This window comes from Geomonas diazotrophica, from assembly GCF_019063885.1.
GTDB lineage: Bacteria > Desulfobacterota > Desulfuromonadia > Geobacterales > Geobacteraceae > Geomonas > Geomonas diazotrophica.
The window spans coordinates 3,318,633-3,332,382 of record NZ_CP077684.1; the positions used below are offsets into that span (position 1 = coordinate 3,318,633).

11 protein-coding genes are annotated in these 13,750 nt (G+C 52.1%); 5 read left to right on the forward strand and 6 right to left on the reverse strand.

What is annotated here, in order from left to right:
• Positions 1-700: 700 nt before the first annotated feature.
• Positions 701-1,810 carry an XRE family transcriptional regulator gene (locus KP003_RS14335; RefSeq protein WP_217299771.1) on the reverse strand — a complete coding sequence of 370 codons (1,110 nt, stop codon included), beginning with the start codon at positions 1,808-1,810 and terminating at the stop codon, positions 701-703.
• Between the two features lie 207 nt (positions 1,811-2,017).
• Between KP003_RS14335 and KP003_RS14340 the strand changes: the two genes are divergently transcribed.
• The 3 genes from KP003_RS14340 to KP003_RS14350 all read left to right on the forward strand — a co-directional run bounded on the left by KP003_RS14340 (position 2,018) and on the right by KP003_RS14350 (position 4,699).
• A complete protein-coding gene (locus KP003_RS14340) occupies positions 2,018-2,251 on the forward strand; it encodes a DUF2188 domain-containing protein (protein ID WP_217299772.1) in 234 nt (77 codons plus the stop codon).
• Positions 2,252-2,438: 187 nt separating this feature from the next.
• Positions 2,439-4,199: a ThiF family adenylyltransferase gene (locus KP003_RS14345; RefSeq protein ID WP_217299773.1), complete on the forward strand. Its 1,761-nt coding sequence runs from the start codon at positions 2,439-2,441 to the stop codon at positions 4,197-4,199.
• 26 nt (positions 4,200-4,225) lie between these two features.
• On the forward strand, positions 4,226-4,699 hold the full coding sequence (locus KP003_RS14350) for a Mov34/MPN/PAD-1 family protein (RefSeq protein ID WP_217299774.1): 474 nt from the start codon (positions 4,226-4,228) through the stop codon (positions 4,697-4,699).
• A gap of 27 nt (positions 4,700-4,726) precedes the next feature.
• Here the strand turns inward: KP003_RS14350 and KP003_RS14355 are convergent, their stop codons facing one another.
• Positions 4,727-4,990 carry a hypothetical protein gene (locus KP003_RS14355; RefSeq protein ID WP_217299775.1) on the reverse strand — a complete coding sequence of 88 codons (264 nt, stop codon included), beginning with the start codon at positions 4,988-4,990 and terminating at the stop codon, positions 4,727-4,729.
• 75 nt (positions 4,991-5,065) lie between these two features.
• On the opposite strand from KP003_RS14355, the gene KP003_RS14360 reads away from it, so the two are divergent.
• On the forward strand, positions 5,066-6,229 hold the full coding sequence (locus tag KP003_RS14360; protein ID WP_217299776.1) for a hypothetical protein: 1,164 nt from the start codon (positions 5,066-5,068) through the stop codon (positions 6,227-6,229).
• A 266-nt stretch (positions 6,230-6,495) separates the two neighbouring features.
• On the opposite strand, the gene KP003_RS14365 is transcribed toward KP003_RS14360, so the two are convergent.
• From KP003_RS14365 to KP003_RS14380, 4 genes are all read right to left on the reverse strand, one after another.
• Positions 6,496-7,197 carry a hypothetical protein gene (locus KP003_RS14365; protein ID WP_217299777.1) on the reverse strand — a complete coding sequence of 234 codons (702 nt, stop codon included), beginning with the start codon at positions 7,195-7,197 and terminating at the stop codon, positions 6,496-6,498.
• Between the two features lie 113 nt (positions 7,198-7,310).
• The gene (locus tag KP003_RS14370; protein WP_217299778.1) at positions 7,311-9,227 is read right to left on the reverse strand and encodes a class I SAM-dependent DNA methyltransferase; all 1,917 of its coding nucleotides are present in this window, start codon (positions 9,225-9,227) and stop codon (positions 7,311-7,313) included.
• A gap of 3 nt (positions 9,228-9,230) precedes the next feature.
• Positions 9,231-10,448: a restriction endonuclease subunit S gene (locus tag KP003_RS14375; RefSeq protein ID WP_217299779.1), complete on the reverse strand. Its 1,218-nt coding sequence runs from the start codon at positions 10,446-10,448 to the stop codon at positions 9,231-9,233.
• On the reverse strand, positions 10,445-12,853 hold the full coding sequence (locus KP003_RS14380; protein WP_217299780.1) for a DEAD/DEAH box helicase family protein: 2,409 nt from the start codon (positions 12,851-12,853) through the stop codon (positions 10,445-10,447). Before KP003_RS14380 ends, KP003_RS14375 begins: the two co-directional genes overlap by 4 nt.
• Before the next feature lie 335 nt (positions 12,854-13,188).
• On the opposite strand from KP003_RS14380, the gene KP003_RS14385 reads away from it, so the two are divergent.
• On the forward strand, positions 13,189-13,722 hold the full coding sequence (locus KP003_RS14385) for a hypothetical protein (RefSeq protein WP_217299781.1): 534 nt from the start codon (positions 13,189-13,191) through the stop codon (positions 13,720-13,722).
• Positions 13,723-13,750: the final 28 nt, after the last annotated feature.

A 13,750-nucleotide genomic window follows, 5' to 3' on the forward strand; every position in this document is an offset into this window, starting at 1 on the left:
TGAAAGTCCAATACAGCATTCCACTCCTTGAGTTCCCGGTCGGTCTTTAGACGGGGGTCTGCTCCCATCATTTCTTGAGGCACCTCCCCCGACCACTAGTTGTCGCCGCATAAACTTGAACTTCACCTGCTGAAAGGTGAATCCGGTCAATTGGAGAATCCGGTCAATAGTATCTACGTGGTTATATTGCTCAGGTGTCGGGGCATCTCTCCACCCTTCAAAGCCGTTAACTATGTCATAGGGACACGCTCGGCAGATCGGAGCCTGCAGCAGGTCGCTCCAGACAAACTCATCTTCGTCGTCCTGGTGGTTCGGGCATAGCGGGCACCGGTATTCCTTGGGCACAGAGAGGATGTTCTTTCCTTCAGGCTGATCCTTTGGAAAAGTCGTCATATTGGAAAGGAGTACCACGTGTATGCGACAAATCAGTTGCGCCTGTTAGTTACCATGAATGACAGAAGGAGTTTGAAACAGCCTTACAACTGTGGTTAATACCGTATCTTGGTCAGTTGATTTTCTTCTTCAAGCGCCTGCTCTTCAGAGGCAAGGGAAATTCTGCTCGGTGATGCGCGCGCAGAGTCGCCCGCTACTATGACCACTAGAGGTGAGAGACCTATGGCCTTAAGCTCTAACTAATGGCTAAAGACCCTCAGACAAAAGCCCGCACAACGAGGTTACGAAGGCGTTTCACGAGGCTCCGCTACTTCAACCTGATCAGGCTGACAGTTACACCGAAATCAGGATCAAGCATTGATTCTTCAACTACTTCAAGCTTCGGGGGGGCGTCTTCGAACCAAATTTTCGCCTGTACCACTGCCGTCCTGGTCTCTTTCGTAGTTGGAGGATTCATTATAAACGAGTGAGCGACAGAGCCTTCACTGATATTGGTTCTCAGGCTATATTTAAATCCGATGTCATATTTTCTCGTAATTTCGCCCCCCTTGGATGTCACGTATACTGCTTTAGAACCGTAGTACTCAGAGAACTTGTGTGCCAATGCGGTCATGGCGCACTGATACCTCTCCTTTGCCAGACGTTCAAAAACTTCAATAGATGGAACGACCCTCGCAAGATCCTTCCTCACCATTTCCCCAGGAAGCAGTAACTCTCCAGCAAATTCTCTCGCTTCTATGTCGAACTGGTCCTCTGTTTCCAGCGACCGTTGATTCGTGCCACGGCTAAAGACCTGTTTTACGTGCCAAGGAATGATCAAGTGCCCAAGAAAGATAGCGATGGTAAATCTTTCTCGTTCTTTGTAACGCAACTTCGTACTTAGTACGATAAGTGGTGCTTCACTATTTTTGTATAGTAAGCCATCCTTTCCATCGAGCTCGGCGTACAAAATATCAACGCCTAGATTAGAGCAAATCCTATAAACATCAACAGGAACATTAACCTTGAACTCTCTGATTATAAATTGAGCATATTCAACCGCAGATGTTAGGAATGGAAACTCTGAAAAGAACTTGGTTCCCGAAATTCGGAAGATTTGTTCAAGAAGTTTCTTTTTTTTCTCCTCTTCTAGCAATGGAACAGTCTGAAGTACTATTTTGGCTACCGGATCGGTTGTTTTTAAATCGGTGTCTCCAAAAAAACTCTCAACATTGATGCCTAACGCATGTGCTAATTTGACCAAAATACCGTATGAAGGTTTTCGGTGGTCTGATTCGATTTGGCTGATGAACGCAGTAGTCACATCAACTGCATCAGCAAGGGCAGTCTGGGTCAGCTTGGCCGCCTTTCGTTTCTCCGCGATCCTCTTGCCAATGGTCGCCTTTCCTTTTTCTTCGATCTTCTTGCCAGTCCTCATGGCAACTCCTCCTCAAACTGTTTTGGGCCTTGTATCACATTTCGCCTGATCGCGGTCCGAAAAAGTTGGCCCCGCGCCCGACTGGATAATCACACTTTAACACATAGTTAAATTTTTAACTAGCGGATAGTTAAATTTTTATTGACAGCGGATCTCTGAGGATGGTATATCTGCATCGTCACCAAACCATACAGGAGGATTACCCCCATGAAGAGACCCGAGCACCACGTTGTACCCAACCCTGATGGCGGGTGGGACGTCAAGCGCGATGGAGCCCAGAGGGCTTCCATCCACACGGACACGAAGCAGGAAGCCGTCCAGCGCGGAAGGACCATCAGCCAGAACCAGAACACTGAGTTCATCATTCACAACCGCGGCGGTAAAATCTCAAACTCTGACAGCCACGGCAATGATCCCTGCCCCCCGCTGGACAAACGCTAAATAGGAGAAAGAGAATGGCACACGACGACAAAACCAACAACGGCACCCCCGCAACCCCTGCAACGCCTGCCAACCCGAATGGTCCCGGCCAACCAGCAACTCCCGCCACGCCGGCCACTCCTCCTGCACATCCTGGGAACCGCCCCCCAAACCCTCCCGATCCGGGTGGCGGGAAGAGGGTCGGCTAATGGGATGGTGGGAGCGGTATCCGGGCGAGCTGGAGCGTGAAGTCGATGAGCTCCAGCTCGCTGGCATGAGCCCTGTGGCCAGCGTGAACGATGGTAAGGTGAGCATCCAAATACGCCTGCGTCTTCTTGGGGAAGAGGTTAATGGAACCATCATCTATCCTGATTTATACCCTTACTTCCGCCCCACCCTCTTGGTCCAGGGTCTGGATAGTAACCTTCGCCATTACGATCCCTGCTCAGGTCAGGTATGCCTTCTTCAGAGGGGCACTGAGCACTGGTTACCACAGACGACGGCAGCCCAGCATATTTTGCAAATGCTGCCTCACTGGGAACAGGCCGCCGTCCGGCAATATCAAGATTCGCGTATTGAGGGAGAGGATTCCCAGGCCGAACCTGCTTCCGTTTACTACCCGGCCATACAGGGCCAGTATCTTTTCATAGACAGTTCCTGGCAACTGCCTGCCAATGTCGACTCCGGTCGGATCACCATCGCCCTTCCCCACGGCCACAAAAGCATTCTTCCCAATGAAAGTTTTGCAGGATGGGTGTGTCGCATAGTGGGTGCTGAGAAGAACTCGACGCCGCTCTCCGCTCTGTCGCCCCCCCTCCTAGACTGGCTTCAACGTCAAGCTTTCACCGAGACCGTATACCCCTGGAAGAGGTTACAGAGGGCACCAGTCGCCAGCTCCGCGGGTGGAATGGCCGATACTATTGCGGCTGAAAATTCCGATGTCCATGCCTTCCTTCAGCGAGAGGCAACAATTGGTAGAAGCGGCATCTACGGCTTTTGCTTCCCAGAGGAAAACCCCTTCGGCGGATTTAGGGAAGGCTGGATTTTCCTCGCGTATCACTGCGATCTACGTAAAAAACGACTAAAACAGCCATACTTTAGCAGGTGGATCATCCGTGCCGAGTACGCTGGAGAAGGAGACCTTTTCCAGAGGGTTCCAGAGCTCCAGATACTTCGAGAGAGGACGGTTGCTGTGATTGGCCTTGGCTGTATTGGGGCGCCGAGTGCATTGGCTTTCGCCCGCGCAGGGATCGGAGAGTTAAGGTTGTTGGATGGCGACTACGTAAGTCCCGGTACGGCATGTCGGTGGCCGTTAGGCCTCCCTGCCGCTGGTGCCGGAAAAGTTCGGGTGATAAGCAGCTTCATCTCGTCGCACTACCCTTTCACCAAGATTGGCGAAGCTCATCGCGGCAAGCTCCATCGTGAAGGCCGCATGGTCATCGGGGCCTCTGATGACTTTGAACAGTGGGAGTGTTTAACAGCGCTACTTGATGGCGTTGATCTCGTCTACGATGCGTCAGCCGAGAGAGGGGTCAATGCTTTGCTTGCCGAGCTGGCTTCCTCCCGCGGCATCCCATACATCTCTGTTGCTTCCCGGTCAGGAGGCTGGGGTGGAGATATAGTGCGGATAAACCCTGATTCCACCCAAGGATGCTACTGTTGCTACCTCCACGCCTTGCACGCAGGCGACATTCCCCACCCCCCGCACGACCCAAAAGCTGGTGCGTTACAGCCCGTAGGGTGCGGGGACGTAACCTTCCAGGCCGCTGGTTTTGACGTAGAGGAAATCGCTCTGGCAGGTGTAAGAACCGCTGTTTCAACCTTATGTGAAACTTCGGCTGGAGGATACCCTCCTGTGGTAAACGACGTGGGAGTCGTCACTCTGCGCAGGGACGGGCAGATGGTCTTTCCCGAATGGCAGAGTTACCCTCTGCCAGTTCACCCATCATGTGTACGGTGCAACAAGTGAGGCGAGTTTGGATATCGCATAGGGATTTGACGGCGCTGGAAAAACTCGCCGAAGAGAAGGGCCCCCAGGAGACTGGGGGTCTTTTGGTCGGATATTTTTCGGGAGATGACAAGGACGTTGTGATTACAGGCATAACCGGACCCGGTCCAAAAGCTCAGCACGGTAGGCACTCCTTCTGTCCCGACTACGCTTCAGACCGGGTGGAAATGGAAAGGATTTTCGAAAAGAGCGACGGGTTGGCTTGGTATCTCGGTGATTGGCACACCCACCCAACCGGCCATGCCTACCTTAGCTTTCTCGACCGCAAAGCTCTAAAAAGCATCGCAAAATTTGAAGGGAACTTCGTTCCGCGACCCATTATGCTAATCCTTGGCAGAGGAGGTGGCGGAACCTCCTCTTGGGTACCGCGGGCCTGGAGAATCTACCGCCTGCCTCGAACAATCTTTGGTTGGATATGGAGATTCGACGAGCAGGAGATAACGATATTTGACGCCACGTGATATAGGTGTCTCGTTGTCACCTATCTGTCACAATTCGTCCTCTTCAAACATCCAATTTGGTTCAACATGGACATCAAACTCCCGATAGCGATTAACACAGTCGATGGACGCTTGCTGCATGTCGGCGATCGAGTGCCAGCAGGTGCGGCCTTGGTGTGCCCTTTCTGCAGCCATCCCGTAAAAAAGAACGCGGGCAGCATTCGGCGTCACCATTTCGTACACATGCCGGGCGCCAACTGCTCCGTCAGCTATGAAACCTTGCTCCATGAGGGAGCTAAAGTCTACCTTCATAGATGCCTGGAAAGGGGAGAATCGGTCGAGATACTCATCTACACGGGCGCCCTCCGTCCCAGTAAGACGCGAAGCATGCTGGAAAGCTTAGGTGTCCAGCGTTTTTCTTCCTCGTCGAAGGCGGTCTTCAAAAATGTTAAGGCAACTCATTTTCTGGAGCGGGTGGTGGCTGGAAAAGTTAAGCCCGATATTGTTTCGCTCGGAGAGTATTCTGCCGGGGGAGAGCGGGATGTATTTGCATGGGAAATCTTCGTTACCCATGAGGTCGAAGAGGAAAAAGCTAATCAACTCAGGGTTAACGGCATACCGTACATCGAACTGTCGCCCATAGAAGATGGGGCCAGCACCTACCTCTACACCATGAAGTCCTATGGGGGTATCAGTTTTATTGACGATGACACCATATTCAACGAGACCATATTCAGGGACAACAAGGCCGATATTCTTGCCGCGTTCAAGAATAATATGAATGAGGAAATTCTCAAGGAGAAACTGGAAGACGCCAGGCAATCGTGGAAGGCTGCGGCGGCAAAGACCATGCAGAGAGGCCTCGAACGACAAATAATGTTGAAGGTTAAAGACATGACGCCAGCAGATGTTATTGCTTTTGCTCAAGCCATGTCCACGGCACCCTTGGTTATCGTCCCCATTACCAGCGCACCACCCGATGGAAACAGCACGTCAGACGACAATTGGGTAAAGGTTCAAACCGTCAGCTGTGAAAAGCATAACCAGAATTACTTCGTGAAAGTGAACGATCGGCACTACTTCTTATCTGGTCTCGGTATGCTGCGAGGCCTTTATGCGGGACTTGCAAGGATGGGAATTCTGCTGGGGGTGACGGCGAGAAACGAACGGCTGAATGAGACGGTTCTTGTTGGAGCAAAACTAACGCTGCCACTTCTGGAACGGAAAGTATTTGCGGTGTGTTCAAGCCTCCTGTACCAGTACGCCGATGCTCCCACAGTCGAGGTTTTTATCTGGGAAACGAGGAGCATAAAGAGCAAGACCACCGGGCGGCATCACATGCTGGTCAATGACGGCATCCTTGTCGATTCTTACGAATGGCAACTGAAAAACATCCTCTATCACCTGCTACGGTTCACAACAGTCGAGGCGCACCTTGGGCTTAATACGGAGGGTAGGCCCCGCGTAGATGCCTTGAAGATTTGGGGGCTCATGGACGTGGAAAGGATGAAGGAGGCTATCTTAGCCGCCATGAACCTGTCCTCCAGGTAATACTACTGAGCGATCTGGAGTCCTCAACTGAATGAGGGGCCCGGGGTTATCAACTTAAAATTCAGTTTTTTGTTAAACCAAATGGTCAACCGGTGGGCACAAAGCAACAACAGCACTAGTAGAAATGGCTGGCGAGATCACGCTCCTTAGCTCATACTCATCACCGACGCTTCACCGATCAGCCAAAACCGGCGCCAGCGCTTTCGGATAGCACGATTTAACACGCGTCTTCGACTGAATTGTGTGTTTAAAATGCTCGGCTCATGTCAAGCATCTAACGGACTAAATAACCTTGAAACTCGAAACAGTTCAAAGCCAACCTCTGTATTAAATTCTGCTTTACAAGCATAAGTGTTTTCTATTCCTAGCAACTGTGCTGTCAACAACTCAAGCTTTGCCAACGAGATTTTTTGTGGATCAATGGAGAGCAATATTTTAACTGCTTTTAGACGAGAATCATCGATGGCCATATCAGAATTTAAATATTTCGCATATTGGGCAAATATTAAGGCCGAACCGTATTCAAATTCTTTATCATTATTAGACATGCGCTCATTCAGTTTATGAAGCATATCACAATCATCAGACAAAATTTGCTTAAATGCTGTACCACACAATTTAGCAACCATCCCGTCCACAAACCAATCTTGCGCCGTCAAAAATACGTGTTTGACGTTATCAATGATGCTCTCCGATGTTTCCGGCCAAAAAAATATTCCTCCAAACTGAGGGTGCACCGTTTCAGCTAAATACGCATGGCACAGTTCATGAAGAAATCCAACTAGGTTTTGCTCTGTTTTTTGGAATAACTGGTCAGGATAATAAATATTATGGATCTTACTTGTCGAGTCTGAGAATATTGAGAAGCAATATGCATCCGTATTTTTATATTCGACTACACGCCATTTAAGTGATGAGCGGGTTTTGTTTATAATGCTTTTCAATCTTTTAATGTCAACTTTTAACATACCTGTACTGAGACGCCTCCTATACTGATCATGACACGTGCTTTTGCTCCCCAAGCCGCGCAAAAGAGTTCTTGCAATTGAGATGGCCGGGCCTTGTGAGGGGGCCATGACCGTCAGTCCGGCGCCGCGAGCAAGGCACTCAGCTTGGCCAATGCATCGGCAACGATGCGGCCTTGTGCCTCAATGCCCCTGATAATCTGCGCTGGCGTGCGGTCATCGATTTTGGTGACAGCATTGGGGTTGACCGCTTTCAGGTCGAACACTGCAGCGTCAATGTTAGCGGCCTTGATTTCCAGTTCGCGGGCGGCTTTATCCTGTTCGCGGATTTGCGCATCCAGCGCCTCCAGTTCGGAATTATTGGCCTTCTCCTTTTTCAGGCGCTTGAGCTTTTCTTTCAAATCAACGACGATGGCCTTGACCCGTGCGGCCTCATCCAGCAACGGTTGCATTTCTTCACGGGCCTTGGCACGGCGTGCGGCAAAATCGATTGTCCAGGAATACCGGCTGTCCCCGTCGGGAGTGCCGCGCAGCTTGAGCATGCGGGCATAGCTGGGAAAGGGTTGGCCAGCGTCGGCCTCGCGTTTATGCCAGTCTCCAGTAAGATTTGGCGGCAGTTGCGCATCGGCCAGTATCTCTCCGTTTTTGTCAAAACCGAAATGAGCTAGGGTGAGCGGCGTCTTCTTGCCAACCTTCACATGCGACAGGTCGTAGTACCAGATTTTCTCGGTTTTCTTCCCCTTGCTGAAAAACAGGAGGTTGGTTTTTACACCAGCCCCAGCGGTGGAGAAGACGCCGCCCGGTAGACTAACAATCGCCCAGAGATCACATTCGTCCACAAGTTTGCGCTTGGTTTCAACAAAGGCGCTTTCTGTGGTGCGGAAAAGCAGGCCTTCATCCAAAACGATCGCACAGGTGCCCTTGGCAGCAAGCTCACTCAGAATGTCCTGCACGAACAGTACTTGGGTCGAGTTGACTTCAAAGGCAAAATTCTTCTGTGCGTCCTTGCCCTCCTTGCCGCCGAAAGGCGGGTTGGTCAGGATCACATCGAATTTCTTGGGGGCCTGATCAAAGAGGGCGCCATAGGTGGCGCGGCGAGTGAGTGAGTTGCCATGCCATAAGTTTGGCTGGTCAATGCCGTGCAGCACCAGATTGGCCAGCGCGATGGGGAAGACCAGATTCTCTTTCTCCCGGCCAAAAAAAGTTTCATGTTTCAGCGTGTCGATGTCGGTGCTGGTGGGGCTGCTGCCCAACTTACGGGACATGTGCTCATAGGCAACGGCCAGAAAACCGCCAGTGCCGCAACACGGGTCGTACACCGTCTTGCCCAGCGTCGGGTTCACCGTATGCACCATCGCCCGGATGACCTCGCGCGGGGTGAAAAACTGGCCGCCGTCTGAATTTTTTTCGCCCATCTTCAGCAACAGGTCTTCATATACCTGTGACAGCGTAAAGAAATGCGTATCATCCACATGGTCGATGTGAATCTCGTGCACCTTGTCCAGAATGTCGCGCAGGTTGGTTTCTGAATCGACACGCACCTTTTCAACCGCCGTCATGGTGCGGCCAATGATACGCTGTTTTCGGCTGGCATGAGGGTTGGGCAGTCCGGTGCGGGTATCAATGTCCAGGCTATGCAGGTGGGGCAGCAGCTCTTTGTTGATGAAGTCGAACAGCCTGCCGTCGCCTGCAGCAAACAGTTCCTGACGCTTCCAGCCGAAAGGCTTCCCTTCGCTGGTTTTCTGGTGGTCGGACTTGTTCGAATATGGTGCGGCCCAATCCTGCCAGCGGTAGGGGCTGCTCAGAGCCGGGGAGAAGTCGGCGCCAACGACTTCGGCCTTTTCACGGGCACGGGCTTCCTGCGCGTCCAGTATGCGCAGAAAGAGAATCCAGGTAAGTTCAGGCACATACTGTAAGGCGCTGGCACAGTTGGAGCGACGCATCACGTCACAGATGCCTTTCACGAAAGAGGAAAGTGATTGCGCAGTCGCAATAGTCCTAGGTTGTTTTTTAGGCTTCTTTATTCTTGTCATTATTCAAATCTCGAAAGCTTTGGCGAGGATGCGAGTTGGGAGGTAGTCCATCTCAGAGAGTGTTTTTAGTGCCCCATTGAGAATTACTTTTTGAGCAGCTAATTGCTCATTAATTTTTCTGACTAACTTGTTTTGGGTCGACCTATCAGGCATGCAGATATGAAAAGCCTTCAGTGTAGGCATGTATATGGTTTTATGGGTCGCACCAGTGGCTAGCTCTCTCACATGTGTACGAGCGGCAATGAGCGCATGCATCAAAAATTCAGGGTTTAGCCGATCTGTGCAAATCCAATTGGCGAAGTCCTGACTAGTTGCCATGGGCTTTCTCATAATTGCAACGAAGCCGACTGACGCTGTCCTTGAAAAGCATACTGTACCTTCGGGAAGTATGCGGGCTGAGGAATTGGCAACACCTGCATCGTTTGTTCTCAATTCGGTTTCTTCAACCCATTTGCCATCAAGCCTACGGATTTCCGTCAACGAAAGCCACGACACGTCTCCACCCCACCAATCAGGTCTATCTCTGCTTGGTGTGTGACCACTTTCAAGACGAGCAACTTCATCTAGCTTTACCCATGACCACTCGCTTGGTGGCTCAACAAAAGTGGGAGGGACAGTAATCGGAAGCAGCCTATGAAAGGCATGTCTGTAAATAGACCTGTAGAGTGCGTCAGATTCGGCTTTGACGGCCTGTGCCGCCAGACGGGCTTTTCCCACTTCAGCCAATTGAGCTTTCAGGCGGGCGGCAATCGCTTTTTGCTCGTCCACACTCTTTGGTAACCATATCAGCATCCCCTCAACAACCGACTTGTTGATGTTGGGGTCTTTGCGGTTGCCCTGGCTGAACTGCATCCATTCGGACCTGAGATACATCAACTGGTAGTGTAGAAACTCTGAATCGAAACAATCAGGATTCGGCAGCACAGATGCCACGGCTTGGTTGGTGGCCGCATTGATGCGCAGCACTCCGGATTTCCCTATGGTCCCAGCTCCACCATACATGGCAACCATAACTGTACCGGGCGGATTCACATCACCTCGGATTGAACGAAGTCCCTCTTCAGTTATGGTTTCCTCTGTTTCGTCTACAATCCCGTTATTCAAGTCCAGCGTTTTAACCCACGGGATTGCTCCCCTATAGTACCTCTCTACTCCGCGGGGCGGTGTGCCTCCGGCAACAACCTTAGCAATATCACCAATGCGTGTAGTTCTCTCTCTCATACAGCAAACAGCCTCCCCTTTGCCTCGTGCATCACTTGCACTGGCTTACCCAACACCCGCAGCGCATCTAATCCGCCCGCCAGCTTGATCTCCGGCACCTCCCACAACGCCGGCGTTTCCAATGCTTCGGTTCCTCCCTGGGCGAACTGGTGGCCAACCCCCTTGAGCACGATTGCAGCCTTACTGTCCATGCCAATAAACCAGCTCTGGTTGTGACTGATGAACAGGGCGCCGCGTTCAGGACGTTTGAGGGCACGGGCGTGGTAGCCGTGGTGGCCGAAGAAGTCGTATAGGTCAAAGTCGTCCATCTGGTCGATTTCGCGGATCACGTCCGGGCTGAAGTTGTCCCCCAGCAGGTGGTTGATCAGTTGGCGGCGCTTCGGCTGTTCAATCCAGAGGGCTCGAAATTCATCGAGATTGTGGGCCTCCTGCAGCACCCGCTGGATCACTTCGCGGCGGTATTCGTCCACTGGAATCGGGGTATCGCGGCCGTCGCGGCTGGTGAGGATGAAGCGTCCTTGCGGGGTCACCGTTACGTAATACCCGCCGACCTCGGCAACGCTGGGCGGCTCGGGGTCGTCACCGCCACCGGGGCCTACTCCACCACCGCCACCTTTGCCCCCCCCAGGGCGCGGCGGATTTGTGATGAAGTCGGTGCCGAACAGCTTGGTGACGTCGGTGTAATCGTAGAGCCAGAACTTGTACTTTTCGGTCTCTTCGTGGATGCGGGTGCCGCGCCCCACCATCTGGTAGAACTTGATGGGCGATTGCAGGTAGCGGAAGAATACTACGGCGTTGAGACGTTCGATGTCAACGCCAGCTTCGAGCAAATCCACCGTGCAGGCAACGAAGGCGCGCTCGCCCGAGCCGCGCATGGGCTCGATCATGTCCGAACCGTTGTTGGCCCCGCCCATGCACTTGAAGGCGTAATGATCCTTGGGCGCCTGGCCCTGCTCCTTGCACCAGCGGGTGTAAAGGTTGTTCATCTGCTGGGCCACGCGGTCGGCATGGATCTCCCGGGTGCAAAAGATGATGATCTTCTGTTCCGGGCCACCGTTCTGGCAGAGCAAGGCAAAAAGATCTTCGCACATCTTGGGGGTGCGCAACTCGATGAACAGCTCGTCGTCGAAGTCTTTGCCGGTGTATTCCGCCTTGGTCAGGTCCGTCTCGGTCAGTGGTTTGCCAGTGCGAATGTCCTTCACGCCGGCCTTGAGGATTTCTTCCCTCGTGAACACCCGGTTGTCGATGCTGGACTTCCGCTTGACGATTTCGCAAGCGGCAAGATAACCGTCCTCCTGCGCTTGAATCAGGGTGTATTCGTAGACCGGCTCACCAAAATATTTGAGGTTGTTCGCGGTGATCTCCTGATCTTCGGGAGTGGCGTTTTTCGATTCATGCAACTTGCGCGGGGTGGCGGTGAGACCGATGTGAATTGCATTCGGGTTACGCTTGAGCACTTCCGACCATCGGCCCCAAGCCGAACGATGGCACTCGTCAATAATGATAACGCTGAAGGCATCCTCGCCGTAGTGTTCACTCAAGAAGCTGGCAAAACCTTCATCATCATCTAGACCAAGAGTCTGGTAGGTGGCGATATGGATACGGGCGTTCTGAGCGGCGTTGCCACCCTTTTCGGTCCTGACGATGCGAGCGTTGTCGCCAAAGGCCGCTTTGAGTTTGGTGTAGGCCTGTTCGCGCAACTCATCTCGGTCGCAGAGAAACAGCGCCGGTCTAGGAAGCTGCCCTGCTTGGCCCAAGCGCCACAGTAGGTTGGTGGCGATGATCGTCTTGCCCGCACCGGTGGCAAGCGTGAGCAGTACGCGAGAAGGCTCGTTGTTCTGGCGACAGCAAATGATTTTTTCGAAAACGGCGCGGATAGCAGCATCCTGGTAGTAGCGGCTCTGTGACCATGCAGGGCTGTCGGCCTGAAACAAAATAGCCGCCTCGGCCGTGCTCACATCAATTCCGGTATCTTTGGCATATCTTGCGGTCAGATCCGGATGTTGAGGAAAGTCGGCAAAGGGAAAAGGTCCCCCTTGCAGGTTGGTGTAGAAATCGAACTCGCCGTAGCGGTGGCCATTTGTGGCAAAGACATACTTCACCTCGAAACGCCGACAATCGGCATATCCCTTCGCCTGCTGCATTCCCTTAAGCGGGTCTTCCCCCTCCCTTTTGGCTTCCAGTACTCCGACCGGCAGTGATTTTGGCATGTCACCAACCTGAACACAGAGGAGGTAATCCGTGCGGCCAGAACCTTTGCGACGGCGACCTTTGGGGCCAGTGGGTTCCACCGGTGCAGGTGTAAGAATGGTTTCGAGCGTAATTTGATCCCTGCTGACATAGCCTTTTTCTCGAAGCACGGGGTCAATGAGGTGGTACCGAGTATCCGCTTCATTCATGCTCATAGCTATTTCTCTCCGCCGTATCACTCCCGAATATCTCAGAAAGCTCCTTGGCATAGTGCCCCCTGGGGTCGGGCAAGCCTGAGACCGGTTCGACTTTTTCAGGTTCACGTCCAGACGCACTATACAGCAAACGCAATCTACGGCAAAGAAATATTCCTGTAATTACGATACATTCCACTCAACATCCTGCAACACAACCGAGTCTCGCCTCTCCTACCAGACAAGATTTTCATAGCGCAAATGAAGAGCCCTGCCAATTTTTGTCTGCCCTCACACGCATTTCCCGTATGTAACCCATAACCCGGTGTGCATGACACACCAAAAAGGAGATTTCTATGCGGATATCTATCACAGACATCACAGAAGACAAAATCGCAGTAATGGCACCCTTCAACGTGCTCATGACCGAAAGAGCTCGTGAATTGGAAGGGAAATGGCAACAGCAGTGGATCTTCCACAAAAGCAAAGAGGCGGCAGTTCAAGCGGCTCTGGACGAAATCTATCTACTCCCTACTAACCGCTTTGTTTCCATTCGGATAACAGCGAAAACGACCATCACGTCTGAGGGCAGCATGGTTTGCTTTTTTGGGTTCCCAGTGGCTAAAAAAATAACGCAGGCAAAAGTCCCGATTCCTTGCCCTGGTGTAAAAAGGGTGAGCGCAAAAATGTATTGCTCAGCCTCGAAGGTAACCATCGAGAAAGGTAGCATTTTCGTAATGCACGAGATGTCCCTTAAGTGGCTAGATATGCAGTCGGCAGAATGGGAAATAGAGCAGTTTGGTGAGGCAACGTCAGACGATGAATCGTTAACAGCGGATATTGAGCGGATGGAACAACGGCTTGCGGCCCTGAAACAGCTAAAAGCTTGAATTGAAATGCGGCGGGGCCAGGCCCCGC

What these genes read in the sequence shown, in the direction of transcription:
- KP003_RS14335 (WP_217299771.1), bottom strand. Translation starts at nt 1,810, where the DNA reads ATGAGGACTGGCAAGAAGATCGAAGAAAAAGGAAAGGCGACCATTGGC.
- KP003_RS14340 (WP_217299772.1), top strand. Translation starts at nt 2,018, where the DNA reads ATGAAGAGACCCGAGCACCACGTTGTACCCAACCCTGATGGCGGGTGG.
- KP003_RS14345 (WP_217299773.1), top strand. Translation starts at nt 2,439, where the DNA reads ATGGGATGGTGGGAGCGGTATCCGGGCGAGCTGGAGCGTGAAGTCGAT.
- KP003_RS14355 (WP_217299775.1), bottom strand. Translation starts at nt 4,990, where the DNA reads ATGAAGGTAGACTTTAGCTCCCTCATGGAGCAAGGTTTCATAGCTGAC.
- KP003_RS14360 (WP_217299776.1), top strand. Translation starts at nt 5,066, where the DNA reads ATGCTGGAAAGCTTAGGTGTCCAGCGTTTTTCTTCCTCGTCGAAGGCG.
- KP003_RS14365 (WP_217299777.1), bottom strand. Translation starts at nt 7,197, where the DNA reads ATGTTAAAAGTTGACATTAAAAGATTGAAAAGCATTATAAACAAAACC.
- KP003_RS14370 (WP_217299778.1), bottom strand. Translation starts at nt 9,227, where the DNA reads ATGACAAGAATAAAGAAGCCTAAAAAACAACCTAGGACTATTGCGACT.
- KP003_RS14375 (WP_217299779.1), bottom strand. Translation starts at nt 10,448, where the DNA reads ATGAGAGAGAGAACTACACGCATTGGTGATATTGCTAAGGTTGTTGCC.
- KP003_RS14380 (WP_217299780.1), bottom strand. Translation starts at nt 12,853, where the DNA reads ATGAGCATGAATGAAGCGGATACTCGGTACCACCTCATTGACCCCGTG.
- KP003_RS14385 (WP_217299781.1), top strand. Translation starts at nt 13,189, where the DNA reads ATGCGGATATCTATCACAGACATCACAGAAGACAAAATCGCAGTAATG.